23 protein-coding genes and 4 tRNA genes are annotated in these 26,277 nt (G+C 59.1%); 13 read left to right on the forward strand and 14 right to left on the reverse strand.

The features are described 5' to 3' along the window. Positions 1 to 61 precede the first annotated feature (61 nt). Positions 62 to 1,267: a benzoate/H(+) symporter BenE family transporter gene (locus tag PSH97_RS23825; protein ID WP_305446937.1), complete on the reverse strand. Its 1,206-nt coding sequence runs from the start codon at positions 1,265 to 1,267 to the stop codon at positions 62 to 64. Further along, entirely contained in the window at positions 1,264 to 2,631 is a 1,368-nt protein-coding gene (locus tag PSH97_RS23830; RefSeq protein WP_305446938.1) for an MFS transporter, read from the reverse strand. Before PSH97_RS23830 ends, PSH97_RS23825 begins: the two co-directional genes overlap by 4 nt. 363 nt (positions 2,632 to 2,994) lie before the next feature. Between PSH97_RS23830 and ppk2 the strand changes: the two genes are divergently transcribed. The 4 genes from ppk2 to PSH97_RS23850 all read left to right on the forward strand — a co-directional run bounded on the left by ppk2 (position 2,995) and on the right by PSH97_RS23850 (position 7,329). Next, a complete protein-coding gene (ppk2, locus tag PSH97_RS23835; RefSeq protein ID WP_305446939.1) occupies positions 2,995 to 3,819 on the forward strand; it encodes a polyphosphate kinase 2 in 825 nt (274 codons plus the stop codon). Between the two features lie 49 nt (positions 3,820 to 3,868). Beyond that, positions 3,869 to 5,650 (forward strand): SulP family inorganic anion transporter, encoded by a 1,782-nt coding sequence (locus PSH97_RS23840; protein WP_305449861.1) that lies wholly within the window; start codon positions 3,869 to 3,871, stop codon positions 5,648 to 5,650. 109 nt (positions 5,651 to 5,759) lie between these two features. Next, the gene (locus PSH97_RS23845; protein WP_305446940.1) at positions 5,760 to 6,860 is read left to right on the forward strand and encodes an AI-2E family transporter; all 1,101 of its coding nucleotides are present in this window, start codon (positions 5,760 to 5,762) and stop codon (positions 6,858 to 6,860) included. 22 nt (positions 6,861 to 6,882) lie between these two features. Next, a complete protein-coding gene (locus tag PSH97_RS23850) occupies positions 6,883 to 7,329 on the forward strand; it encodes a potassium channel family protein (RefSeq protein ID WP_305446941.1) in 447 nt (148 codons plus the stop codon). An 11-nt stretch (positions 7,330 to 7,340) separates the two neighbouring features. Here PSH97_RS23850 and PSH97_RS23855 read toward each other — a convergent pair whose 3' ends face one another. Then, positions 7,341 to 7,808, reverse strand: coding sequence for an FAD/FMN-containing dehydrogenase (locus tag PSH97_RS23855; RefSeq protein WP_305446942.1), 468 nt, complete (start codon positions 7,806 to 7,808; stop codon positions 7,341 to 7,343). Between the two features lie 129 nt (positions 7,809 to 7,937). Between PSH97_RS23855 and PSH97_RS23860 the strand changes: the two genes are divergently transcribed. The 5 genes from PSH97_RS23860 (at position 7,938) to PSH97_RS23880 (ending at position 11,382) form a co-directional block, all read left to right on the forward strand. Then, positions 7,938 to 8,564, forward strand: coding sequence for a DUF1780 domain-containing protein (locus PSH97_RS23860; RefSeq protein ID WP_123357369.1), 627 nt, complete (start codon positions 7,938 to 7,940; stop codon positions 8,562 to 8,564). Further along, complete coding sequence (locus PSH97_RS23865) at positions 8,561 to 9,088, forward strand: MOSC domain-containing protein (protein ID WP_305446943.1); 528 nt, start codon at positions 8,561 to 8,563, stop codon at positions 9,086 to 9,088. The genes PSH97_RS23860 and PSH97_RS23865 overlap by 4 nt, the downstream gene beginning before the upstream one ends. Positions 9,089 to 9,139: 51 nt before the next feature. After that, complete coding sequence (locus PSH97_RS23870) at positions 9,140 to 9,313, forward strand: DUF3094 domain-containing protein (RefSeq protein WP_007938396.1); 174 nt, start codon at positions 9,140 to 9,142, stop codon at positions 9,311 to 9,313. Positions 9,314 to 9,373: 60 nt separating this feature from the next. Beyond that, positions 9,374 to 10,672, forward strand: coding sequence for an NAD(P)/FAD-dependent oxidoreductase (locus PSH97_RS23875; protein ID WP_305446944.1), 1,299 nt, complete (start codon positions 9,374 to 9,376; stop codon positions 10,670 to 10,672). Between the two features lie 308 nt (positions 10,673 to 10,980). After that, positions 10,981 to 11,382 (forward strand): HvfA family oxazolone/thioamide-modified RiPP metallophore, encoded by a 402-nt coding sequence (locus PSH97_RS23880; RefSeq protein WP_305446945.1) that lies wholly within the window; start codon positions 10,981 to 10,983, stop codon positions 11,380 to 11,382. Positions 11,383 to 11,488: 106 nt separating this feature from the next. Here the strand turns inward: PSH97_RS23880 and PSH97_RS23885 are convergent. The 7 genes from PSH97_RS23885 to rluD all read right to left on the reverse strand — a co-directional run bounded on the left by PSH97_RS23885 (position 11,489) and on the right by rluD (position 16,580). Then, a tRNA-Pro gene (locus tag PSH97_RS23885) sits at positions 11,489 to 11,565 on the reverse strand. Between the two features lie 95 nt (positions 11,566 to 11,660). Beyond that, positions 11,661 to 11,736, reverse strand: a tRNA-Lys gene (locus PSH97_RS23890). A gap of 5 nt (positions 11,737 to 11,741) precedes the next feature. Continuing rightward, positions 11,742 to 11,818: transfer RNA gene (locus PSH97_RS23895), tRNA-Pro, on the reverse strand. A gap of 9 nt (positions 11,819 to 11,827) precedes the next feature. Beyond that, positions 11,828 to 11,903, reverse strand: a tRNA-Asn gene (locus PSH97_RS23900). A gap of 298 nt (positions 11,904 to 12,201) precedes the next feature. Then, on the reverse strand, positions 12,202 to 14,766 hold the full coding sequence (clpB, locus tag PSH97_RS23905; RefSeq protein ID WP_305446946.1) for an ATP-dependent chaperone ClpB: 2,565 nt from the start codon (positions 14,764 to 14,766) through the stop codon (positions 12,202 to 12,204). A 129-nt stretch (positions 14,767 to 14,895) separates the two neighbouring features. Next, complete coding sequence (gene pgeF / locus PSH97_RS23910; protein WP_305446947.1) at positions 14,896 to 15,621, reverse strand: peptidoglycan editing factor PgeF; 726 nt, start codon at positions 15,619 to 15,621, stop codon at positions 14,896 to 14,898. Further along, positions 15,618 to 16,580: a 23S rRNA pseudouridine(1911/1915/1917) synthase RluD gene (rluD, locus tag PSH97_RS23915; RefSeq protein ID WP_007901932.1), complete on the reverse strand. Its 963-nt coding sequence runs from the start codon at positions 16,578 to 16,580 to the stop codon at positions 15,618 to 15,620. The genes pgeF and rluD overlap by 4 nt, the downstream gene beginning before the upstream one ends. Positions 16,581 to 16,732: 152 nt before the next feature. Here rluD and PSH97_RS23920 point away from each other — a divergent pair, with 152 nt between their 5' ends. The 4 genes from PSH97_RS23920 (at position 16,733) to PSH97_RS23935 (ending at position 21,047) form a co-directional block, all read left to right on the forward strand. Continuing rightward, complete coding sequence (locus PSH97_RS23920; RefSeq protein ID WP_305446948.1) at positions 16,733 to 17,755, forward strand: outer membrane protein assembly factor BamD; 1,023 nt, start codon at positions 16,733 to 16,735, stop codon at positions 17,753 to 17,755. Between the two features lie 136 nt (positions 17,756 to 17,891). Next, entirely contained in the window at positions 17,892 to 18,125 is a 234-nt protein-coding gene (locus PSH97_RS23925) for a PP0621 family protein (protein WP_305446949.1), read from the forward strand. Continuing rightward, a complete protein-coding gene (locus tag PSH97_RS23930; protein WP_305446950.1) occupies positions 18,115 to 19,704 on the forward strand; it encodes a sensor histidine kinase in 1,590 nt (529 codons plus the stop codon). Before PSH97_RS23925 ends, PSH97_RS23930 begins: the two co-directional genes overlap by 11 nt. A 2-nt stretch (positions 19,705 to 19,706) precedes the next feature. Next, positions 19,707 to 21,047 carry a sigma-54-dependent transcriptional regulator gene (locus tag PSH97_RS23935; protein ID WP_305446951.1) on the forward strand — a complete coding sequence of 447 codons (1,341 nt, stop codon included), beginning with the start codon at positions 19,707 to 19,709 and terminating at the stop codon, positions 21,045 to 21,047. Between the two features lie 57 nt (positions 21,048 to 21,104). Here the strand turns inward: PSH97_RS23935 and thiO are convergent, their stop codons facing one another. Genes thiO through PSH97_RS23955 form a run of 4 tightly spaced genes read right to left on the reverse strand, consistent with a single transcriptional unit; the run spans position 21,105 to position 26,266 of the window. After that, entirely contained in the window at positions 21,105 to 22,205 is a 1,101-nt protein-coding gene (thiO, locus tag PSH97_RS23940) for a glycine oxidase ThiO (protein ID WP_305446952.1), read from the reverse strand. 56 nt (positions 22,206 to 22,261) lie between these two features. Next, entirely contained in the window at positions 22,262 to 22,663 is a 402-nt protein-coding gene (locus PSH97_RS23945; RefSeq protein ID WP_305446953.1) for a type IV pilin protein, read from the reverse strand. Positions 22,664 to 22,677: 14 nt separating this feature from the next. Beyond that, positions 22,678 to 25,800, reverse strand: a complete 3,123-nt coding sequence (locus PSH97_RS23950) for a pilus assembly protein (RefSeq protein ID WP_305446954.1) — start codon at positions 25,798 to 25,800, stop codon at positions 22,678 to 22,680. Next, positions 25,787 to 26,266, reverse strand: coding sequence for a pilus assembly PilX family protein (locus tag PSH97_RS23955; protein WP_305446955.1), 480 nt, complete (start codon positions 26,264 to 26,266; stop codon positions 25,787 to 25,789). Before PSH97_RS23955 ends, PSH97_RS23950 begins: the two co-directional genes overlap by 14 nt. Between the last annotated feature and the right edge of the window lie 11 nt (positions 26,267 to 26,277).

Consider the following 26,277-nt stretch of genomic DNA (forward strand, 5'->3'; position numbering starts at 1 on the left):
CCACCCGCAGCGGGGGGATGGGGAAAACGGATAAGGATCGGGGGGTCGATCGCCGACGAGGTCAGCGCGCCACCTCCTGTGCAGGCGTGGCCTGAGGCGCAGGACGCCGGGCACTCAACAGCACGTGCGTGACCATGCCGAAAATCAATCCCCAAAAAGCGGCGGACAAACCAAACAGCGACATGCCCGAGGCGGTGGTGAGAAAGGTCACCAGCGCGGCTTCGCGATCACTCGGCACCGCCATTGCGCCGGCCAACGCCCCGGCTATCGCCGCAAACAGCGCCAGCCCGGCCAGGGCCGCGATCAGTTCCTTGGGGAACGCCGAAAACAACGAAACCAGCGTGGCACCGAAGATCCCCAGCACCAGGTAACACAGCCCGCCCACGACCCCGGCCACATAGCGTTTGCGAGGATTTTCATGGGCCTCGCGACCGGTACAAATGGCCGCGGTAATCGCCGCCAGATTCAACCCGTGACAACCAAACGGTGCCAACAGCGCAGTGCCCAACGCGCTGCTGGCGATAATCGGGCCGGCCGGCGTTGTGTAGCCGCTGGCACGCAGCACTGCCATGCCGGGAACAAACTGGCCGGTCAGCGCCACCATCACCAGCGGCAAGGCGACATTCAGGATCGCGCTCAGGCTGAACACGGGGGTGATCCATACCGGCGTGGCCAGGCCGATCACCAGTGCTTCGCGGTGCAAATCACCGGCGAGAAACGCAATCGAACAGCCCACCAGCAACACCATCAACACCGCATAACGCGGCATCACCCGCTTGCCGATCAGGTACGTGGCAAACATTGCCAGCACCAGCAGCGGCTTGCCTTGCAACGAAACGAACAAGCCGGTGCCGAAGCTGAACAGAATCCCCGCCAGCATCGCCGCCGCAATCGCTGCGGGCAGTTTGCCGATGATCCGGTCAAACGCCCCCGACACGCCGACCAGGAAAATAATCAGGCTGCTGACCAGATAGGCGCCCACCGCCTCCGGCATGGAGATTCCCGGCAACAGGGCCACCAGCAATGCCGAGCCCGGTGCCGACCACGCGATGATCACCGGAACTCGGTAACGCAAGCTCAAACCGATGCCGAGCACGGCGCTGCCGATGGAAATCGCCCAGACCCAGGACGACAACACGTCCCGCGAGAGGTGCGCGCTCTCGGCGGCCTGAAAGATGATCACCAACGGGCCTGCGTAGGAAATCACCGTGGCGATAAATCCGGCGACGGCAGCCGACAGGGAAAAGTCCTGGAATAACGCTTTCATGAAACCTCGCCGACAGCCTCATCAGGCGATACGTGGTGCAGGCCCGGTAGTGTTTGCTTGGCACTGCGCTGGCTGCTGATGGCGAACACCGTCATGGCGAGGGCGGCCACCGCACCGGGCAAGGCAAACGCCATGAAGTTCAGTTGCAGCGGCAGGCTGATCCCCAGCAAGGCACCGCCCAGCAATGGGCCGACGATCGCGCCGTTGCGGCCGATGCCTGACGCCCAGCCCAAACCGGTAGAGCGAATGGTCATGGAGTAGAACTGCGCGGCGCAGGCGTACAGCAGAATCTGCGAGCCGATGGTGGTGGCGCCGGCAAGGGCAATCAGCAGGTACAGCACCGGCATCGGGCTGTTGAAGCCAAGCAAAGTGATCGATGCCGCAGCCATGACGAAAAACACCGCCAACACGCGCGGCAGGTTGAGCTTGTCGCCCAGCACCCCGCCGCCGACCGCGCCGAAAATGGCACCGAAGTTGAGCACCAGCAGGAACGACAGACTCGAGCCCAGGCTGTAACCGGCGTTGGCCATCAGTTTCGGCAGCCAGGAACTCAAGGCGTAGACCATCAACAAGCAGCAGAAAAATGCCAGCCACAGCATCAGCGTGCGCAGCGCACGGCCCTCGCGGAACAGTTGCAACACGGGGGTGCCGGTGCCCTTCACTTCGCTCATGTGCAACTCGTCGCTGGCGAGCGCGACGTAAGCCGGGTCAACCCGTTCCAGAACGTTACGCGCCTCTTCATCGCGCCCCTGACGCAGCATGAAACCCACCGACTCGGGCAGGAAGTACATAATCAACGGCAACAACAGCAAAGGCAGCACAGCCACGTAAAACACTGACTGCCAGCCGAAACTCGGGATCAACACAATGCCGAGCCCCGCCGAGAGCATGCCGCCCACCGAGTAGCCGCTGAACATGATCGCCACCAGCGTGCTGCGGATTTTCTTCGGCGCGTACTCGTTCATCAGCGCCACGACGTTGGGCATCACCCCGCCAATGCCCAGCCCGGCAATGAACCGACAGAGGCCAAACTCGGTGGGGTTACGGGCAAAACCATTGAGCACGGTAAAACCGCTGAAGAGCATCACGCACAGGGTGATGGCTTTCTTGCGGCCGATCTTGTCCGACAACGGGCCGAAAAACAGCGCGCCGAACATCATCCCGAATAGTGCATAACTTCCCAGTGCGCCGGCTTGCAAGGGACTGAGCCCCCACTCTTTCATCAGCATCGGCAACACCACGCCGTAAATCACCAAATCGTATCCGTCGAAAATGATGATCAGGGCGCACCAGAACAGCACCATCCAGTGAAAGCGGTTGAATCGAGCGTTGTCGATAACCTCATGTACGTTGATCTTGCGCATGGCATCTATCTCTTGTTGTTGTTTTTTTAAGAGTCGGTAACGCGGCTAACGTCCGTACAGCCGAGGGTAGAGATGCCAGACACGGGGCAATAGCCGCTTTGCGCAGATCGCTATCCGTTTTGTGCAATGCCCTGAACCGGGCGTGGGGTGAGGCGTGCTCCAGGAGCCTGTAGCAACCCTGTAGAGGGTTGATTCATGGACTAGACTCACGCGGTGGGAATGGAGTTGAACGTCAAGAGCAGAGGGGCCGTCCACGACTGACGCCAGTTTTGCTCGAAGCAATGCTCAATCTGCAGGCTGATAGCTGCACCTGCAGGGTCTATCTATCGATAGTCAGCGACTGGCATACGTGAGGCTTGGGTCATGGCAAAGGACAAGAAGAAAAACCCTGTTAAAAGTAACTCCGCTGAACCGTTGAAACTGAAGAACAAAGCCTATCTTGAGCAGTTACGCCGGTTGCATGTCGAACTGGTCAAGTTGCAGGAATGGGTGAAAGAAAAGGGCATCAAGATCTGTATCGTCTTCGAGGGACGTGACGGCGCCGGCAAGGGTGGGACGATCAAGGCGATCACCGAGAGGGTGAGCCCGCGTGTCTTTCGGGTCGTGGCGTTGCCGGCACCGACCGAGCGCGAGAAGAGCCAGATGTATATGCAGCGTTACATGGCGCACATGCCAGCGGCTGGCGAAGTGGTGATCTTCGATCGCAGTTGGTACAACCGCGCAGGGGTCGAGCGTGTGATGGGATTTTGTACCGATCAGCAAGTGACCCGTTTCCTGAGCCTGGCCCCTCTCATGGAACGCATGATGGTCGACTCGGGTGTAATGCTGTTCAAGTATTGGCTGGAAGTCAGCGAAGAGGAGCAAACCCGCCGGCTCGAGGCGCGGATCAAGGATGGCCGAAAAATCTGGAAACTGACGCCAATGGATCTCAAGTCATACAGCCGCTGGTATGACTACTCGCGCGCACGTGACGACATGTTCAAGGCGACCGACACCGACCATGCTCCGTGGCTTGTGGCCAACTCGAACGACAAGAAGCGGGCCCGCCTCAACATCATCTCTGATTTGCTCAGTCGCATCCCGTACAAGAATGTACCGCGCGAGAAGGTGGTTTTGCCCAAGCGGCAGAAATCAGGCGGCTATCGTGAACCGAATTATCCGCTGCGGCGAATTCCAGAAAAATTCTGACCGGCACGTTCAAGCGGATCTGCGCTGTACACCAAAGGGCCACAGTCCTATGAGCGATTCGGATTCTTCGTCTCCCGTCCCGGAACCCGGGCGGATTGCCCATCGGGAAACCAGCGACGATAAAACCAGTTGGAGCCGCTGGCTGCCGGGACTGCGCACTCTACGTGGATACAAAATTGCCTGGTTGCGGCACGACTTCGTGGCCGGACTGGTGCTGACCACGATGCTGGTGCCCGTCGGCATCGCCTACGCAGTGGCATCGGGCGTACCCGGCATCTATGGCCTTTACGCGACCATCGTTGGGCTACTTGCCTATGCGCTGTTCGGACCCAGCCGAATTCTGGTGCTGGGGCCGGACTCCTCGCTGGCTGCCGTCATCCTCGCCGTCGTCCTGCCGCTGTCCGGGGGCGACCCGCATCGTGCCATCGCCCTTGCGGGCATGATGGCGATCGTGTCGGGAGTGGTGTGCATTCTGGCCGGCATAGCGCGCCTGGGTTTTGTCACCGAGCTGCTATCCAAACCAATCCGCTACGGGTACATGAACGGAATCGCGCTGACAGTATTGATCAGCCAACTGCCCAAACTTCTCGGTTTTTCAATTGAATCCGACGGCCCGTTGAGAAACCTGTGGGCCATCGCTACAGCGATCATGGAGGGGAAAACCAACTGGACCGCCTTCATGGTCGGTGCAGCCACCCTGGCCGTGATTCTGCTGTTCAAGGGCAACAAGCGCGTACCGAGCATTCTGATCGCCGTGGTGGGAGCGACCATCGTCGTGGGTGTGCTGGACCTTGCAGAGAGCGCTGGAATATCAGTCCTCGGCTCTCTTCCACAAGGCTTGCCTGCGTTCGACATCCCCTGGATCACCAGGGCCGACATCGTCCCCGTCCTGATCGGCGGTTTCGCTGTTGCCCTGGTTTCATTCGCCGATACCAGCGTGCTCTCACGTGTCTATGCGGCGCGGAGCCGTACCTATGTGGACCCGAACCAGGAGATGGTGGGCCTGGGCGTCACCAACCTGGCCGCCGGATTTTTTCAGGGTTTTCCGATCTGCAGCAGTTCGTCACGTACGCCCGTGGCCGAGGCCGCAGGCGCCAAAACCCAACTGACCGGCGTCATCGGTGCGGTTGCTGTTGCCTTATTGCTAGTGGTGGCGCCGGACCTGTTGAAGGATTTACCCACCAGCGCACTGGCTGCGGTGGTGATCGCCTCCGCCATCGGCCTGATTGAGATCACCGACCTGCGACGCATTTATCGAATCCAGCGTTGGGAGTTCTGGCTGTCAATCGTCTGCACCGTCGGCGTGGCCGTGCTGGGTGCGATTGAGGGCATCGGCCTGGCCATTGTCATAGCTGTCATCGAATTTCTGTGGGATGGCTGGCGCCCTTACTCTGCCGTTCTGGGACGCGCAGATGGCGTTAAGGGTTATCACGACATCAAGCGCTATCCCGACGCGCGCCTTGTACCCGGCCTCGTACTGTTTCGCTGGGATGCGCCGTTGTTTTTCGCCAACGCCGAGTTGTTCCATGACCGAGTGCTCGACGCAGTGGCTGCATCGCCTACGCCAGTGCGCTGGTTGGTCGTTGCGGCGGAACCCGTCACCAGCGTGGACGTGACCTCCGCCGACATGCTGGCGGATCTGGACGAAACCTTGCACGCGGCAGGTATCAAGCTGTGCGTGGCCGAGATGAAGGACCCGGTCAAGGACAAGCTGAAGCGATTCGGGCTTTTCGCGCGGCTTGGCGAAACGGCGTTCTTTCCAACAGTAGGTACTGCAGTTGACAGCTATCTCATGATTCATCCGGTGGATTGGGAGGACGAGGATCGCTGAGTGGCATGGAGACACTCAGCGACGGGTTTTTATCAATGTTTCCATGTTTACCGGCTCGCCCGTGGCTTACCGAACGCATGCCTTTGCCACTCTCTACAGGAGGTAATCAATGGTTCCCATACCCACTCTCGAAAAGGTTTTTTCCCGAGACCTGCTCGATGTACTGATTCGTGCCGGACTGGTTGCCGTCCTGGTGATGTTCTGCTTTCAGATATTCAGCCCGTTCCTGGATCTGATGCTGTGGTCGGTGATCCTGGCGATCACCCTCTACCCCTTGCAAGTCAGGTTCAAAGGCAAACTGGGAAACAAGGACGGGATCACCGCGACACTGATCGTATTGATCGTCATCAGTATTCTTATGGTGCCTGTCTATTTGTTGGGAGCCTCGCTTGCGGAATCCGTGGGAAGGGTCATGACCATGGTCAAAACCGACAGTTTCCATATTCCGCCACCGTCCGCCACGGTAGCCAGTTGGCCACTGGTGGGAGAACCTCTTTATAACTTATGGGCCCAAGCCACCACTGATCTGCCCCATCTGGCGCAGAAATTCATACCGCAGATCAAAGGCGTCAGCCTCTCCCTGCTGAGCAAGCTTGCGGGTGTCAGCATGGGGCTCCTTTTATTCATCGTCGCCCTGATCATTGCCGGTATTTTTTTAGCGTATGGAGAAAGCGGCCACCGCAGCGCGGTGCGAATCGTTACGCGCTTCAGCGGTCCGATCAACGGGCCGAAAATCGCCGACCTGTGCACCGCCACCATCCGGGCAGTGGCGTTGGGGGTGGTCGGCATCGCGTTCATTCAGATGCTGTTGGTGGGCATCGGCTTTGTGTTCATGGGCGTCCCCGGCGCCGGTCTTCTCGCCTTGGCGGTGCTGCTGCTTGGCATCATGCAATTACCGGCGACCCTGATTACCCTTCCAGTCATCGTCTTTGTTTTCATGAGCGAAGGGGCCAGTACGGCGACCATTGTGTTTGCCATTTATGTGTTCATCGCGGGCTTGGTCGATAACGTCCTCAAACCGCTGCTGCTGGGTCGCGGTGTCGATGTACCGATGCCGGTGGTGTTGATCGGGGCCTTGGGCGGCATGGTCACGGGCGGGATCCTCGGCCTGTTTATCGGCCCTGTGATACTCGCGGTCGGCTATCAGCTGTTCTGGGAATGGGTGGATCAAGTGCAAGGGCCCGGGCCCGACAATCAGGGACAGACCTGACACGGCGGCCGAGGATATTCCCATGCTGTTGAATCTACTGGCCGGCCTTCCCGTGATGTTGTTCTGCCTGGTACTGCAAGCCATTTTCGTGACCATATGCCTGCGTCAATACGTGCATTTCAGGCATTCCAAACCGCCTGAAACGCAATGGCTGAATATCCTGTTGTTGTCGATGGTGATGCTGCTGATGTTACTGAGTAATTTCGTGCAGATCGCCATCTGGGCCACGCTGTTCATGCTGCTCAACGAATTCGACGAATTCGCCATCGCGATGTATCACTCGGCGGTCAACTTCGCCACGCTAGGCTACGGCGACATCGTCATGTCCCCTCGCTGGCGTCTGCTTGGCCCATTGGAGGCAGCCAACGGAATCCTGATGTTTGGTGTCTCCACCTCAGTGATGACCGCTGCGGTAATGGATGTCATAAAACACAACATGGACAGGCTACAGCAGCGTGAACGCCCATAGGCATGCGCCGATCATGGCAGCGCCTTTTCCAGTGCCTCACGCAATTGTGCCGCCGTGGCGTATTCGTGCTTCCCCACCAATTGACCGTCCTTGAGCTGCAGCCACAGCACTTTATCCACGGACCCGGGGTAGCGCGGCGCCACGCGACCATCACGGTCAAGCATCACTCGATAGGGATAATCGCGCATGGCCGGTACTGCGAACATCTTCGCGATCAGTCGAGGCATGCGCTGGATGTCCGCGACAAATACCGCGTGCCGAGCCTCCAGGTAGCCCTTGGGCTGGTCTTGCAGAGCGGCGCCGACCAGTTTAGCGGCGTCCATGCTGCGCGCCACCAACAGCGTCTGAGTCTGGTTATCGAGCGTGAAAGCCTGATCGAACTGATCAAGTAAGGTCCACGGCGCCAGGCGCTCGCCAACCTCCAGCGCCTGGGCCCAAAGCGGCAGAAGACTGAGCAATAACACCGGCCAATATTTCAAGTTCTACTCCTCGTTCGAGCGCAAATACGTAATGGCCATCAGTCTACACCGCCCGTTCCGAGAGCTCAGTACCCCCGTTTACCGTTTCATGCTTTCTGCTTGTCGCAAATGAACGCTAAGCTTGGGCCTATGGATGATTCAGATTATTTACGCCTGCTGACCATTGCGGCCGAGCAAGCCAACACGTTCCTGTCCAATGCCCGCAAATGGGAGCGTGAGCGTTGGGTTTGCCAGCGCCTGCTGCAAGGCCTGAACATACCCTATCGCGCCGACGAATTTGCCCCCGCCGGGGAGCCGCCGGACGTGTTGTTCCGCGACGCGAATTTCGAGGTATTTTTCGTGCTCGACGAAGGCCGGCGCCTCAACGACGAATGGCGCGACGAGCTGCAACGTCGACGCAGCGCGTTTTCCCTGAGCCAACTGGTGCGCCGCGAGGCCAAGCCCAGGCGCATCCCAGCCAATGAGTTTCTGCTGAGACTGGCGCCGACCTTGCGCAAAAAAGCCCACAACTATAAGGAACGCGGCATGGACCTGGGGGAGCTGGACATCATCGCCTTCGCCAGCCTCAAGCGCGAAGTACTGGACCTCAACAGCCACTTTCCACCGCCCACCGAGTACCTGCGTCAGGGCTGGCGCTCATTATCGCTGGTCGGCCCGACCTTCGCCCGAGTGTTATTCGCCCACCCGGATGCCCCGGATTTCTTGCGCAGCAATCTGGGGCGCAGCATCGTTTTCGATGTCGGAATCAGCCTGTGAGTCCATTGCAGGAGCTGATCGCCGAAGTACCGCAACAAGGCCGTGTGCGCTGGATCGGTGTGCGACCACAATCGCGCTCGCCGATGATCGAACTTGATGCCGTAGAAGCGCGGCTCGAGGCCGGGTTGACCGGTGATCATGCCCGGCCCGGTGTGCGCAATGCGCGGCAGGTGACGTTGATTCAGTGGGAACACCTGGCCGTCATCAATTCGCTGATGGGCCGCCCCGACGATCAACCGGTGCAACCTCAGGATCTGCGGCGCAATATCGTCGTCAGCGGCATCAACCTGTTCAGCCTCAAGGGCCGGCGTTTCAGGATCGGCCAGGCGATTTTTGAAACCAGCGGCTGGTGCCAACCCTGCGCACGTCTCGAAAACAACCTCGGCCCCGGGACCTTTCAGGCTGTTCGCGGACATGGCGGAATCACTGCCCGAGTGCTACAAAGTGGCATCATTCGCCTGGACGACAGGGTGAATGTCGAGCCGATTCCGGACAGCGGCTATGCTCCGTTCAACCCAGGATAAAAGCCCTGTAGCTTCTAAACATTCAGCAACGTCTACCTGACGAGGCCCAATATGACCAGCCGCCTGAACCCGGACGACCAGAAGCATGTCGAAGAGTACCTGCACCTGTCCCAGCACCAAGTCGAGCGCCGGCCTTTTCGGCCGTGGATGCTCCTGGTGGTGGTGTTGGCAGTGACCATTGGTTTAGGCCTGTTGAGCCGACTTATCAGTTACCTGACGCTATGAGCTGCATCGCGCTCGCTCGGGTAATTGCACCGATTTCTTTTAGCCTTGCGAGATATCCCCATGACTCATCGTATTGTCATCGTTGGCGGCGGCGCCGGCGGTCTGGAGTTGGCTACCCGTCTGGGTAAAACTCTGGGTAAGCGCGGCACGGCCAGTGTGATGCTGGTCGACGCGAACCTGACCCACATCTGGAAACCGCTGTTGCACGAAGTGGCGGCAGGTTCCCTGAACTCTTCCGAAGACGAACTCAACTATGTTGCCCAGGCAAAATGGAACCACTTCGAGTTCCAGCTGGGGCGCATGAGCGGGCTCGATCGCGCACAGAAGAAGATCCAGCTGGCCGCCACCTACGACGAGGCCGGTCTGGAACTGGTGCCGGCGCGCGAAGTAGCTTACGACTCGCTGGTGATTGCCGTCGGCAGCACCACGAACGATTTCGGCACACAGGGCGCGGCGCAGCATTGCCTGTTCCTCGACACCCGCAAACAGGCCGAGCGCTTCCATCAGCAACTGCTCAATCACTACCTGCGCGCCCACGCCGGGCAGACCGACAAAGTCGAGCAAATTAGCGTAGCGATCGTCGGCGCCGGTGCCACCGGGGTCGAATTGGCAGCGGAACTGCATAACGCCGCCCACGAACTCGCGGCCTACGGCCTGGACCGAATCAAACCGGAAAACATGCACATCACCCTGATAGAAGCCGGACCACGGGTGCTGCCTGCCCTGCCGGAACGAATCGGCGGGCCTGTGCATAAGACCCTGGAGAAACTCGGGGTCAACGTGATGACCAATGCGGCGGTCAGCGAAGTGACGGCAGACAGCCTGATTACCGCCGACGGCAAAGTGATCAATGCGAGCCTGAAAGTCTGGGCCGCCGGGATTCGTGCCCCAGGTTTCCTCAAGGACATCGATGGCCTGGAAACCAACCGCATCAATCAACTGCAAGTGTTGCCAACACTGCAAACCACCCGCGACGAGAACATCTTCGCCTTCGGTGACTGCGCGGCCTGCCCACAACCGGGCACCGACCGCAATGTGCCGCCGCGCGCCCAGGCCGCGCACCAGCAAGCTTCGTTGCTGGCCAAATCGCTGAAACTGCGGATCGAAGGCAAATCCTTGCCGGAATACAAATACACCGATTACGGTTCGCTGATTTCGCTGTCGCGTTTTTCGGCTGTGGGTAACTTGATGGGCAACCTGACCGGCAGCGTGATGCTCGAGGGCTGGCTGGCACGGATGTTTTACGTGTCTCTGTATCGCATGCACCAGATGGCGCTGTATGGCGCATTCCGCACGGCGATGTTGATGCTGGGCAGCAAGATTGGGCGCGGGACTGAGCCGCGGTTGAAGCTGCATTAACACACGGAGCGGGCTTGCTCGCGAAGGGGCCAGTACTTTCAACCTAGATGTTGTCTGTGATGCCGCTTTCGCGAACAAGCCCGCTCCCACATTTTTTTATTCATCGCCCTGCAGATCTGTGTCTCACTGTATCTCCCCCACTGATTCCACCCCTTCGCTTACAAACTCTGCGCTCCACGACACAGTAGCGATACACCACGCCCGCTAAATGGCCACACCCGAGCAAGGCACCGCCTGCTTCGGTCCTCGCCGCGCTCATGTGGCGTTCTTTATCGAGCGGTTGTGTTGTGCAACCCAGGAGATTTGTAATGTCCCGTACTACTACTCTCAGCAAAAACACCGTTGGCCTGCTTGGCGCCGTCCTGGCCGGAGGCATGATGTTGTCTGGTTCCGTATTCGCTTCGCAGCCGCTGACTCAGGGCTACCTGCTGGCCTCGGCCGACCAGGTCGTAAAGACGCCTGAAGGTAAATGTGGCGAAGGCAAGTGCGGCGATGCCTCGATGGCCAAAACCGATACTGATGATGACGGCAAAGTATCCCGCGCGGAATTTTTGAAAGTCGCACCCAAGGCTGACTTCGACAAGATCGACACCAACCATGACGGCCAAATCGACGAACAAGAGGCTTTCGATAATGTGAAAGCCAACTACGAAGCCAATGGCAAAAAAATGCCAAAGGGTTTGTTCGAGCACTTGAAAGACAATAGTTAAGCCTCTGAAGGCCCAAGCCCTGCCTCTCCATCGAGAATCGGGGCTTTTTTGCCTTTACAGCAGGCAAAAAAAATCCCCGTATCTTTCGATACGAGGATTTTTAATATGGTCGGGGTAAGGGGATTCGAACTCCTGACATCCTGCTCCCAAAGCAGGCGCGCTACCGGACTGCGCTATACCCCGGTAAAAAAAAGGCACCTTTGAAAGGCGCCTTCTGCGAACAGAGCTTTTGGCGTCTGATCTTAAGATTCGATCCCAGCGTTAACTGGTTTCAAAAATGGTGGGTCGTGTGGGATTCGAACCTACGACCAATTGGTTAAAAGCCAACTGCTCTACCAACTGAGCTAACGACCCAAAAATGGTCGGGGTAAGGGGATTCGAACTCCTGACATCCTGCTCCCAAAGCAGGCGCGCTACCGGACTGCGCTATACCCCGGTTTGAAATTGGCTCCGTGACCAGGACTCGAACCTGGGACCCAATGATTAACAGTCATTTGCTCTACCGACTGAGCTATCACGGAACTACATATTTCAATTTACAACTGTGAAGCTTGCTTCACCTCTTCGACCCGTTCGCATCGCTGCGTTCGTGTGTCTGAGGCGCGCTATTCTACAATCTTAAGCACCTCTGTCAACCCCCTAAATCGCTTTCAAGTTAATGATTTGCAACTTATTTCAGATTCCTGCTTGGGGAGCAGAAACCCCTTGGGGTGACTTACTGCGGGGCGCACTTTACAAGCCTTTTCCTTTGAGTTCAACAGCCTAACGAAAAAAAGGCCTCGCAATGCGAGGCCTCTTTCATTTTGTTGCCGCCGTGGATCAGACAAAGACGATTTCGTCGTTCTCCACCACACCTTTGGCGGTCTCCCCGGGCAGGAAGCGACCCGAGAGAATCAGCTGTGCCAACGGGTTCTCGATCCAGCGCTGGATCGCCCGTTTGAGCGGCCGTGCGCCATAGACCGGGTCGTAACCGACGGCGATCAGCTTATCCATCGCTTCAGGGCTCAGCTCAAGCTTCAGCTCGCGCTCGGTCAGGCGGCTACGCAGGCGACCCAACTGGATCTCGGTAATGCCGGCGATCTGATCCCGAGCCAGCGGCTCGAAAATCACCACTTCGTCGACCCGGTTGATGAACTCCGGCCGGAAGTGCGTGGAAATCGCATCCATCACCGCCGCGCGCTGCGCTTCGCGATCCCCTACCAGCTCCTGGATCTGCACCGAACCGAGGTTGGAGGTCATGACGATCACGGTATTTTTGAAATCCACCGTGCGGCCATGGCTGTCGGTCAAACGGCCATCTTCGAGCACTTGCAGCAAAATGTTGAACACGTCCGGGTGGGCCTTCTCGACCTCATCCAGGAGGATCACCGAATAAGGCTTGCGACGCACCGCCTCGGTCAGGTAACCGCCCTCTTCATAGCCCACGTAGCCCGGTGGCGCGCCAATCAGTCGAGCCACGGAATGTTTCTCCATGAACTCGGACATATCGATCCGCACCATCGCCTCTTCGGTATCGAACAGGAACTCGGCCAGCGCCTTGCACAGCTCGGTTTTGCCGACACCGGTCGGGCCGAGAAACATGAACGAACCGCTCGGGCGATTCGGGTCGGACAACCCGGCGCGGGAACGCCGCACCGCGTTGGAGACAGCGATCACCGCTTCGTCCTGACCGATCACACGTTGGTGCAACAGGCTTTCCATCTTCATCAGTTTTTCGCGCTCGCCTTCGAGCATTTTCGATACCGGAATGCCGGTCCACTTTGACACGACTTCAGCAATCTCTTCTTCTGTCACCTTGCTGCGCAGCAACTGGTTTTCGCTTTTGCCGTGCTGATCGACCATTTGCAGGCTGCGCTCCAGGTCTGGGATCACCCCGTATTGCAGCTCGGCCATGCGGTTCAAGTCGCCCTTGCGGCGCGCGGCTTCCAGTTCCTGACGGGACTGTTCGATTTTCTGCTGGATCTGCGCAGAACCCTGTACTTCGGCTTTCTCCGAGTTCCAGATTTCTTCGAGGTCCGAATATTCACGCTCGTGACGAGCGATTTCTTCCTGCAGTTTTTCCAGACGTTTCTTCGCCGCGTCGTCGCTTTCTTTCTTCAGCGCCTGGGATTCCACCTTCAGCTGAATCAGACGACGCTCGAGACGGTCCAGCACTTCCGGCTTGGAGTCGATTTCCATACGGATGCGGCTGGCTGCTTCGTCAATCAGGTCGATGGCTTTGTCCGGCAACTGACGGTCGGTGATGTAGCGATGACTGAGCTTGGCCGCGGCGATGATCGCGCCGTCGGTGATCGCCACTTTGTGGTGAACCTCATAACGCTCTTTCAGGCCACGCAGGATGGCGATGGTGTCTTCTTCGCTCGGCTCGTCCACCAGGACTTTCTGGAAGCGCCGCTCGAGGGCCGCATCCTTCTCTATATATTGGCGGTACTCGTTGAGCGTGGTTGCGCCGACGCAGTGCAGTTCACCACGAGCCAACGCAGGCTTGAGCATGTTGCCCGCATCCATCGAGCCTTCGCCCTTACCGGCGCCGACCATCGTATGCAGTTCGTCGATGAACAGAATGATCTGCCCTTCCTGCTTCGACAGTTCGTTGAGCAGGGATTTGAGGCGCTCTTCAAACTCGCCGCGGTACTTGGCACCGGCAATCAATGCCCCCATATCCAGGGACAAAAGGCGCCTGCCTTTGAGACCGTCCGGCACTTCACCGTTGATGATCCGCTGGGCCAGGCCTTCGGCGATGGCGGTTTTACCCACGCCAGGTTCACCGATCAGCACCGGATTGTTCTTGGTGCGGCGTTGCAGAACCTGAATGGTCCGGCGAATTTCATCGTCACGGCCGATCACCGGATCGAGCTTGCCTTCTTCGGCGCGCTTGGTCAGGTCGATGGTGTATTTATCCAGCGCCTGGCGTGACTCTTCCTGGTTGGCATCATTGACCGCCTCACCGCCCCGCAGGTTATTGATCGCATTTTCCAGGGCTTTCTTGCTCACGCCCTGACCGAGCAGCAATTTGCCCAACTTGCTGTTCTCGTCCATCGCGGCGAGCAGTACCAGCTCGCTGGAAATGAATTGATCACCCTTCTGCTGCGCCAGGCGATCGGCCTGGTTGAGCAGGCGCGCCAGATCCTGCGACATGTTCACATCGCCGGTCGGGTTCTGGATTTTCGGTAGCTGATCGAGGGCTTTGGTCAGCTCTTTACGCAAGCTGTTGACGTCAAAACCCACCTGCATCAGCAGGGGTTTGATCGAACCACCCTGCTGTTCAAGCATGGCCTGCATCAGATGCGCCGGCTCGATAGCCGGATGATCGAGGCCGACGGCCAGGGATTGGGCGTCGGACAAGGCTAACTGCAACTTGCTGGTTAAACGGTCTATACGCATGGGTCACCTTCCTTTTGAGCAGGCCGGACCTATAAACATCCCGAATGAAGAAACCTGCCAGATACCTCACTAGATGTGGTCGATTCTGGAAGATTCAAGCGTCGTGCAGTTGATGTAGATCAGAGAAGTCTAGCGTTCGAGCCAAACCAGAGAGGCAAACCGGCCGGTGCGTGGGCTACGGCGGTAGGAAAAGAAGCGAGGATCGGTCACGGTGCAGAACCCGCCGCCGTAGACCGCCGTTACACCGCGAGCGGCCAGGCGCAAACGCGCCAGCTCATAGATGTCGGCCATGAACTTGCCGGCGTTTTGACTCGGTACAAAGGCTTTGGCGGCTGCAGGCAATTGCTGGACGAAGGTTTCGCGCACTTCCGGGCCGACTTCAAAAGCTTGTGGGCCAATGGCCGGGCCAAGCCAGACCAGCACGTCTTCAGGCGGCACGGCCAGACTGTCGAGGGTCGCTTCCAGCACACCCGCCGCCAACCCGCGCCAACCGGCATGGGCAGCAGCGACGCGGGTGCCGGCACGGTCGCAAAACAGCGCCGGAAGGCAGTCGGCGGTCATCGCGGTGCAAGCGATACCGGGTGTAGCCGTCCAGCTGGCGTCAGCGGTGGCGACCAGGCCTGGATCCGCTTGTGCCACGACAATGCCATGAACCTGTTTTAACCAGGCCGGTTGAATAGAGAAATGATCGGTGAGGCGACGGCGGTTTTCGGCGACAGCTTCGGGGCTGTCGTCGACGTGATCGCCGAGGTTGAGGCTGTCGAACGGCGCCAGACTGACGCCGCCCGCACGGGTGGTGACGCAGGCTTTCACCCCGGCAGGCGCAGGCCAGTCGGGAATCAGCCAGTCACTCATCCGATGAACGCCTCGCGGTCTTGCTTGAGCAGCGACAACAACCAGACGAAGTCATCCGGCAGTGGCGATTCCCAGCTCATGCGTTTACCGGTGGTCGGATGATCCAGCTCCAGGAACCGCGCATGCAGCGCCTGACGCGGGAAATTTTTCAGGGATTCGACCATGGTCACACTGGCGGCCGGCGGAATACGGAAACGGCCGCCATAGGCAGGATCTCCGACCAACGGGTAGTTGATGTGCGCCATGTGCACGCGAATCTGGTGCGTACGCCCGGTTTCCAGCTTCACCCGCACGTGAGTGTGGGAACGGAAACGCTCGAGCACGCGGTAATGGCTGACGGCTTGCTTGCCACCTTCCATCACGGCCATGCGCTGGCGTTGCTGGCCATGACGACCGATCGGCGCGTTGATCTTGCCGCCGGCAGTCACCACACCGATCACGATGCATTCGTAGATCCGGCTGACGCTGCGGCTCTGCAATTGCGTGACAAGCTGTGTCTGCGCCTGAATGGTCTTGGCCACCACCATCAGACCGGTGGTGTCCTTATCGAGGCGATGCACGATACCGGCGCGGGGCACATTGATAATGTCCGGCACGTGGTGCAGCAAGGCGTTGAGCAAGGTGCCATCAGCGTGGCCGGCAGCCGGATGCACCACCAGGCCCGCAGGTTTGTTGATCACCAGGATGTCGTCATCTTCATAGACGATGTCCAGCTCGATGTCCTGAGCGATCCATTCGCCCTGAGCTTCCTGCTCGGCAGTCAGTTCAAGAATGGCGCCACCGTGAACGATGTCTCGCGGGCGGATAACCGCCCCATCCACAGTCAGGCGGCCGTCTTTGATCCAGGCGGAAAGGCGCGAGCGCGAGTGCTCAGCGAATAATTGTGCGGCGACTTGATCGAGGCGTTGGCCGCCCAATTCGGACGGCACCTCTGCGCGAAGTTCAATTTTATCGGACATGCTCAGACTAGGCGTCGGCACAGCCTTTGGTTTCGGCTGCGCGCTTGTGGTTAAATACGGCGTCTTTTGCCCCGAGGCTTTTTCAACGGGGCGCTCATCATAACAGGACGGCCCCGCCCAAGACAGCGGCCGTCATAGGGACGCAAGCCGCCATGCAAGTGAAACACCTGCTGCTGATCGCCATCCTCGCATTGACCGCTGCTTGCTCATCGAAGGAAGTCGTAGACGAAAACCTGAGCGAAGTCGAGCTGTACCAGCAGGCGCAGACCGACTTGGACAATAATAGCTACACCAGCGCCACAGCCAAGCTGAAGGCCCTGGAGTCGCGTTATCCGTTCGGTCGCTACGCCGATCAGGCTCAACTCGAGCTCATCTACGCCAACTACAAGAATGCCGAGCCTGAGGCTGCGAAGTCCGCCGCCGAGCGTTTCATTCGCCTGCACCCGCAGCACCCGAACGTGGATTACGCCTACTACCTCAAGGGTCTGACCTCTTTCGACCAGGACGTCGGCCTGCTGGCGCGCTTTCTGCCGCTGGACATGACCAAGCGTGACCCGGGCGCTGCTCGCGACTCCTACAACGAGTTCGCCCAGCTGACCAGCCGCTTCCCGAACAGCCGCTACTCGCCGGATGCCAAGCAGCGCATGATCTACTTGCGCAACCTGCTGGCTTCCTACGAGATCCACGTTGCCGACTACTACCTGACCCGTCAGGCCTATGTCGCCGCCGCGAACCGTGGTCGTTATGTGGTGGAAAACTTCCAGGAAACCCCTTCGGTCGGTGACGGCCTGGCGGTGATGACTGAAGCCTACCAGCGTCTGCACCTGGACGAACTGGCCGCAACCACCCTCGAAACCCTGAAGCTCAACTACCCGAACCACCCAAGCCTGGTGGACGGTCAGTTCGTGCCCTCGAAGGACGAAGCCGACAACCGTTCGTGGCTGAGCAAGGCCACCCTGGGCCTGATCGAATCCCGTCCGCCGTTGCCGCCAGGTGAAACCCGCGCCAACCAGGACGTGCAGAGGCAGTTCCAGGATGCCAAGGACTCGATTCCGAACGAGCTCAAGCCTAAAGATGAAAACGGCGATGTGATCGAAGAAGAGGAACACGAGTCCGAAGCCAATACCACCGACCGCTCGTGGTTCAGCTACATGACCTTTGGCGTGTTCGACTGACGCTGAGTGTTGTGCCGAGAAGGCGCCTTTCGAGGCGCCTTTTTTATTACCGGATTTCAGGGGTGAGCGTATTGCGCTGTGCGCCTGACCCGTCCTTGGCTAAACTGCCAATTCATTAGTCAAAAAGCAGCTCACCATGCTTCGTTTATTGTTCTGGATCGCCCTGATTGCCGCTGCGGTATGGCTCTGGCGCAAGTTCAAGGCCCCGGTTTCGGGCGCCAACACGCCGCGAGAGCAAGATGCTCCACCCATGGTCCGTTGCGCTCATTGCGGCGTACATCTGCCCCGCGACCGCGCGCTCAAACTTGAACAACAGTGGTATTGCAGCCAGGCTCATCTTGAGCAAGGCCCGGGCTCCAGTGATCGCTGAGACGTCCAGTCCCGGCAACAAACAGGCCCGGCGACTGCTGCGCCTCTATCACCTCTACCGCTTAAGCGTCGGCATCACCCTGGTGCTGTTGATCTCCAGCAACATGGACAACCAGTTGCTGACGTTCGCCAATGACGACCTGCTGCGCAATGGCAGCTGGTTGTACCTGGTGCTGAATATCCTGCTGGTGGTCTTTCTGGGGAACACTCGGCGTCCGGCGCAGCTGTTCAGCCTGACGCTGGTCGATGTCCTGCTGCTGTGCGGCCTGTTCTACGCCGCAGGCGGCGTCGCCAGCGCCATCGGCAACTTGCTGATCGTGTCGGTGGCCATCGGCAATACCCTGCTGCACGGACGAATCGGCCTGTTGATTGCTGCGGTCGGCGCCCTCGGCATCGTGGGTTTGAGTTTCCTACTGAGCTTCAGCCATCCCGCCAGCCCCAACGATTACCTGCAAGTCGGCACCCTCGGCGCCCTGTGTTTTGCTGCGGCATTGCTGGTACAAGGCTTGATCCGACGCCTGGAAGTCAGCGAAACCCTCGCCGAGCAGCGGGCCAGCGAAGTGCTCGGCCTCGAAGCCCTCAACGCACTGATCCTGCAACGCATGCGCACAGGCATTTTGGTGCTCGACGACCAACGGCGTGTGCAACTGGCCAATCACAGCGCGTTGACCTTGCTGGGCCAGGAAAAACTCGATGGCCAGTTGATCGACGACCACTCGATGCCGTTGGTCGAGCGGCTCCAACTGTGGTTCAACAATCCGACTTTGCGCCCGCAAAGCTTGAAAATCGCCAGTAATGGGCTGGAGCTGCAACCAAGCTTTATTGCCCTGGACCAAAGCCCGCACCACCAGACGCTGGTTTTTCTCGAAGACCTCGCCCAAATCGCCCAACAGGCCCAGCAACTGAAACTCGCCGCCCTCGGTCGCCTGACTGCCGGTATTGCTCATGAGATCCGCAATCCACTGGGCGCCATTAGTCATGCCGCGCAGTTACTGCAGGAATCCGAGGAACTGAACGGCGCGGATCGGCGTCTGACACAGATTATTCAAGACCACTCTCAGCGAATGAATCGGGTAATCGAAAACGTCCTGCAACTGTCCCGTCGCCAGCAAACCGTGCCACAACGGCTGGATCTGCGACCGTGGCTGGAGCATTTCGTCGCTGAAACCCGCGAAGGGGCGACCGAACGTCAGCAAATTCACCTGCACATCGGTTCCGGAGACTTCAAAACCCTGATGGATCCGAATCAGCTGACCCAGATTCTCGACAATCTGTTACGCAATGCCTGGCGTCATAGCGCCCTGAACCATGATCGGGCGCAGGCCTGGCTCGAGTTGTTTATTGATACGGAAAGCCAGCTGCCGACCCTTGAAGTCCTGGACGATGGCCCCGGCGTGGCGCCGGACCAGCGCTCGCACTTGTTCGAACCGTTCTTCACCACCAGCAGCCAGGGTACTGGCCTGGGGCTTTATCTGTCCCGTGAGCTGTGCGAAAGCAATCAGGCCCGCCTAGACTTCAAACCACGCCAAGGCGGCGGCTGCTTTCGCATCACTTTTGCTCACGGACGGAAACAAAGTTGAACATGAGCCCACGGCAAAAAATCCTGATCGTCGACGACGAGCCGGATATCCGCGAACTCCTGGAAATCACCCTAGGACGGATGAAACTCGACACCTTCAGTGCCCGCAACCTTGCAGAAGCACAGGCGCTGCTGGCACGGGAGACGTTCGACCTGTGCCTGACCGACATGCGCCTGCCCGACGGCACCGGTCTGGCGCTGGTGCAGCACATCCAGCAGTGCTATGCGCAAGTGCCAGTAGCGATGATCACTGCCTACGGTAGCCTGGAGACGGCAATCAACGCGCTCAAGGCTGGCGCCTTCGATTTTTTGACCAAACCGGTTGACCTGACCCGCTTGCGCGAACTGGTCACCAGCGCCTTGAGTCTGCCGGCACCAGGCGGTGCCAGCAGCGCCATCGACCGTCGGCTACTGGGCGACTCCCTGCCGATGCGCAGCCTGCGCAAACAAATCGACAAACTGGCCCGCAGCCAGGCTCCGGTATACATCAGCGGTGAGTCCGGCAGCGGCAAGGAGTTGGTCGCCCGACTGATCCACGACCAAGGCCCACGCGCCACCCGACCGTTCGTGCCGGTGAATTGTGGGGCTATCCCGTCGGAATTGATGGAAAGCGAGTTTTTCGGCCATCGCAAAGGCAGTTTCAGCGGAGCCATCGAAGACAAACCCGGGCTGTTCCAGGCCGCTCAGGGTGGCACTTTGTTCCTCGATGAAGTGGCAGATCTGCCGCTGGCAATGCAGGTCAAACTTTTGCGGGCCATTCAAGAGAAAGCCGTGCGCAGCATCGGTGGCCAGCAGGAAACAGTGGTCGATGTGCGCATACTCTGTGCCACCCACAAAGACCTCGATACCGAAGTCGCCGCCGAACGCTTTCGCCAGGACTTGTACTACCGTCTGAATGTGATCGAGCTGCGGGTGCCGCCCTTGCGCGAACGCCGCGACGATATTGAGCTTCTGGCCAACAATATGCTCAAGCGACTGGCGACTGGCACTGGCCAACCCGCTGCAAAACTCCACCCGCAAGCCCTCGACGCACTGAAAAGCTATCGTTTTCCAGGAAACGTGCGGGAATTGGAGAACATGCTTGAGCGGGCGCACACCTTGTGCGAGAACAAACAAATCGAAGCCAGCGACCTACGGTTGGTGGAAGGTAACGGCAATTCGGACAGCGACGTGCCGGACCTGACGCAGATCGACAATCTGGAAGCGTATCTGGAAAATGTCGAACGCAAACTCATCCTCCAGGCCCTGGAAGAAACCCGCTGGAACCGCACGGCAGCGGCTCAGCGGTTGAATCTGTCGTTTCGGTCGATGCGTTATCGACTGAAGAAGTTGGGGTTGGATTGAAGGCCCCATCGCGAGCAAGCTCGCGATGGGGATCTGACGAGCGGTAAAACGCTGCGGCTAGATCCGCCCGATTGGAGCATACGGCGCAGGATCGATAATCGGCGCCCTGCCCAGCATGACATCCGCAAACAACTGACACGAGGCTGGCGCCAGCACCAACCCATTACGGTAATGCCCGCAGTTGAGCCACAAACCATCAAACCCGGGCACCCGGCCAATATAGGGAATCCCTTCCGGCGACCCTGGCCGCAACCCGGCCCAATGCCCCACCACCTCGGCATCCGCGAGCGCCGGAATCAATTCCACCGCCGAGGCCTTCAGGCTTTCCAGCGCAGTGTCGGTCGGCGTCTTGTCGAAGCCTTCATGTTCCAGCGTACTGCCGATCAGAATGTGCCCGTCGCGCCGGGGAATGGCATAACGCCCCTTGGCCAGAACCATGCTTGGAAGGAAATCCGCTGCGCATTTGTAGAGAATCATCTGGCCTTTGACCGGTTCGACCGGCAACTCCAGGCCCAGGCTTTTCAGCAAGTCACCGCTCCAGGCCCCTGCCGTCAAAACCACCTGATCACCCGCAATGGTCCCCATCGACGTCTGTACCCCGACCACCGCAGCACCTTCGCGGATAAACCCGCTGACCTCGCACTGCTCATGAATCGTCACGTTCGGCAGCGCCAGCAACGCTGCCTTGAGGGACTTCACCAGCCGTGGATTGCGCACATTGGCCACATCGGCCATGTAGATCGCCCGCGAAAATCCGGTGCCCAATACCGGCACCGCATCGTGTGCCGCAGAGATATCCACAGCCCGCAGCGGACGATTTTCCCGCTTGGCCCAGGCGAGCGCTTCGGCTTCGTCATCCAGGTCCAGCCAGTACAACCCGGTGGTGTGCACTTCTGGATCGACACCCGTGGCGGCGAACAGGCGTTCCGCCAGCTGTGGATAAAAATCCTGGGACCAATGAGCCAACGCAGTGACCGCCGGGCTGTAGCGCCATGGGTAGAGGGGCGAAACGATTCCACCACCGGCCCAGGACGACTCTTGACCGACATTCGAACGGTCCAGCAGCACGACGCTCTGCACTTCGGACGCGAGATTGAACGCCGTCAGCAGACCAATCACCCCGCCACCGACAATCACCACTTGCTGTTGCCTGCTCATGTTCTGATCCAACCGTTCAATAGACAGAGGGCGCAAAAGGCACCCGAAAAAGTAACTCAGCGACCCCAGCAATCCTTGGTGGTCAGGCCGGACGTGGCATTGACCATGCTCCTGACACCGGTATTGGTGAGGGTGAAATCACCGCACTTGTCGCTCGCCATGGTCGAACCGGCCTTGCGTGTGGCCGTCAGCAGGAAGGTCTGATCGGTCAGGGTCGGGGTGATGGTATAGAAATCATTGCCGCTGCTCAGACCGGTGGCATTGGTGTAGACGTTATTTTTCGAATAGAAACGCTCGAGGATCTGCGCCTGCTCGGAAAGCAACCCGGCAACTTCAGTGCGGCGGCCCTTTTTCACGTACTCGGTGAGACTCGGGTAGCCAATGGTGATAACGATACCGATGATCGCAATCACGATCATGATTTCGATCAGGGTAAAACCTCGGTTGGATCTGCGCATGCCTCAACTCTCACTTACTGTATTTGTCGCCACATGATGCGACGGCCGCTGCCGCCACCGGATTTTTCCACCACAGTGCTGATGCCGCCACTGGAGTCGTTCACAACCTTGCCGGTTGCGTCATTGACGACCGCGTTCAGGGTCGGGATACCGCCGGTGAAGATCACCCCGCTGGAAATCGTGTCAGTGCTGTCCACCTCCCCGTCGGCATTGGTGTCGAGCACCGCGTAATTGAGCATCTTACCGCTGAACGCATCGAGTTCGACCAGTTTGCCGCTGCCGAAGCCGGCACAGGGGTCCGTGGTGTCCATACTGGCCGTGGTAAAAACGATTCGCTCCGAGACTAAAGTGGCCTGATTGATCACCCGCTCTCCCGTCAGCGCATTGTTGTATATCAGCGGCAAGTACCAGCCTTTCTTTGCCGGGTAGGTCACTTCGTTCTGGCTGGTGGTGATGAATTGCCCGGCGCTGCCCGAAAAAACGCCGGTCACCGCCTGCGCCTGCAAGCTGGACACCGTGATTTGACCCGAGCCTCCTTCTGCATCCCATACTGCGTAGAACGCCTGGAGATCCTTGTTGGTCTTGTCGGCGGCCTCATTCAATTTGCCAGTGCCGAAAAACACTTGCTTGCCGCCCGATGCATGATCCGCCAGTAACGGTTGCACGGTAATCGGCTGGGTCGCGCCGCCCGCCGTGGTGAACAACGGCTTGCCGGAAAACGCTACGCCCCAGGTATCGGCGGTGGTGCCACTCAAATCGAACTTCCACAACCGCCCTTTCAAGTCCCCCCCATAGGCGGCCTGCACCACATTCTGCGAGTTGACCCTGAGCTTCACCGACGACAGGCCATTGGTGGTTTCCGTGCTGTCGACCACGATTTTTTTGATCAGCGAGCCGTCGCGGATATCCACCACATACAGCGCTGCCACCCCGGAGTTGCTGCCATAGCCATTGGAGATGAACGCAGCCCAGCGCCCATCGGCCAAGCGTGCCACTTCCGGGCGTGCATAGGCATAACCCAGATCATTGAAAACGTTCGCCGTACTGGCCGTGGCCGGTGCACTGATTTCCCAGAGCGCTTGAGTCACGTTGCCGGCCGAGGCGTCGAACAGTTGCAGCGCATAGAACGTTTTGCCGCCCGCCCCTGTTCCGCCAATCGCCAGGGTTTTCCAGGCACTGTTGAGTTGGGCATCGAATACACCGACCTGGCCGTCGACCAGAAACTTGTGGCTCACCCCGTTGATGTAGGTGGGATCAGCGATGTAGCGCAATGATGGCAGCACGCTGGAAGGCATGTAGGCATAACGCCTGACACCGTTGGCCGGGTTGATGACATTTACAAAGCCGTCATTGGCGTTCACCACCAGGCTGGCATTCATATTGGCGGCTTTAGTGGTCAGGTAGGTGCTGTAGGTGGTGTCGCCCACCAGATCGGACGCGGTCTGGTCCGTGGGCGCGGCCAGCACAAGTGGCGAATTGATGATGTCGCCCAGTAATACGCTGCGCGTTTTCAACCCGGTTTTGTGGGTGCCCTTGCTCCACTCCACCAGATCGCTGCCGGTGATGCCGGTGGGCAAGCTTTGGCTGAGGGAGGTCTGCTGGGCCGGGGAGAAATTGCTGTAGGCCAGGGTGACAGCGGCGTTGGTCTGCGTGTTCCAGGACTGATAGGTCGGCGCGGTGGCGCCGGGCACGATGGTGGTATCGGTCGTCCACAGCACCGCGGCTGTGTCCACCGCGCCCGTCGACGTGAAGCCAAAGGACTTGATGGTACCCCGCCAGTCCATGGGGTCGTAGGTGGTCTGGAAGTAGGCTGAGTTGCTGGTCAGGGTGGTGCCACTGGCAACGCCGCTGCCACCTGAGCCGGCCTTGGCGGTGATGTCGCTCAGGGCCGAAGACAATGCGCTGTTCAATCCCGCGCCGTCGGTCGCCTGGTAGTACTTGCCCTGCCCATAGCTGGCGGCATCCGACAACATCTGATTAGTGACGGCGAAACCCACGGTGTAGGTATTCATGTTCTGCCTGGGAAAATCCACCGCGTTCCAGCTCTTACCCGCGGCATCGGTTCCCGTGGAGCGCATGTCGATGTCGTAGGCGAACTTGGCGATGTCATCCAGGAACAGGGTATCGCCCTCATTGTCGCCGAAGCGGTTGGCACCATCGTTACTGCTGATCCCGTCCCAGTTCGGTAACCGGCTGTCATCCAGCGGATCGTCGGTCGGAAAAGTATGGTCGTAGGTCGGCAGACCACCGGTGATCACCACCCCGTAATTTCTCTGGCAGCGATACTGAATCGGACTGGTGTAGGTGGTGGGTGTCGAGTTGTTGTATGGCGCCATGCCACGGAAATAGCGGGTGATCTCGTAATAGGCTTCCGCCAGCGGCGCATTGGCTTGCGCGCTCAGTTCGTCGATCCCTGCGATCAATTCGTTGTAGTTGGCATCGGCCTGAGCCTGGCTCACGGTGCCGCTGACGGCCGACAAGTCACTGACCGAACGAACGATATAACCGCCGTCATTCTTATGGTTGCCGACCGCCAGATTGAACGTCGCGAGACCGATGCGTAACGAGCGGTTGCTGGCCACCAACGTCTTGGAAACGTTGCGCGCCACATTCATCCGGTAATCATTGGGAATCGAGCCATCGGTGAAATCCCGGTCGGAGTTGTTGGCAAGGCTTATCAAATACGACAGGTAATTCGCCGTATAAAGAGTGTCCTCGCTCCCCACCGGATCGGGAAGCTTCAGGCAAAGCGCATCCGGACCGGCAAGGCTATTCTTATAAAAACCGTACCATCCGTCCTTCGTGCATGTTCCATGAGTCAAACTTGACAAGGGAATATTGCCATCGGCCACGCCAAGCTCACGGCCTTTGTTGCACGAACCATTGGAGAGGCAAATAGTCACCGGGGGGCGTGCGACCGTCGGGTCGAAGCCTGCCGCCCAGATAATGCTGTTCATACTCTTCGAGTCGTCGAGTAACAGCATTACATTGGGGGCCACGGCGGCGGCGTTCAACAGCGGCGAATCCGAGGGCGTGAAGGCGTAAGCCGGCGCTGCCAGATAAAGGCCCAACGCCGCGCCGCAGAACAACTGCAACAACCAATGGCGCCAGCCTGTAAGGGTCTCAGTACTTCGCATAGATACTCTCCACCACACTGCGCGAATTGCCCGCGATGCCCACGGCGGTCACCCGGTACAGCGTTGCCGACGTGTTGCTCGGTACGTTCACGGCCGTCAGGGTGGTGCCGATGTTCTGCACTCCGAAAAAGCCGTTGCCAGAGGCGATCCAGGTCACCCCCGACGTGGAGTTGAACCCGGCGGCGGTGATGACCGACGCCTCGGCCGGCGGCGCGCATTGGCTGGTACCGCTGCAAACCGGCAATGAATAGGTGTCCAGTTGCACCGCGCTTTCGCCGACGCGCAACGCCGCTTCTGCGCCCTGGAAGGACTGGTTACGCAGGATCACGCTGCTGGCCATTTTTTCCTGCAACGTGGCGCTCTGCATCGATGAAAGCCCGATCAACGTCAGCACCAGGAGAAACACCAGGCTGACCAACAGCGCCATGCCGCGCTGGGCGTGAGGGGTCATGGGAGCAATACTCATCAGCCCTGCCC

This window comes from Pseudomonas cucumis (assembly GCF_030687935.1).
In the GTDB taxonomy this organism is placed as follows: Bacteria; Pseudomonadota; Gammaproteobacteria; order Pseudomonadales; family Pseudomonadaceae; genus Aquipseudomonas; species Aquipseudomonas cucumis.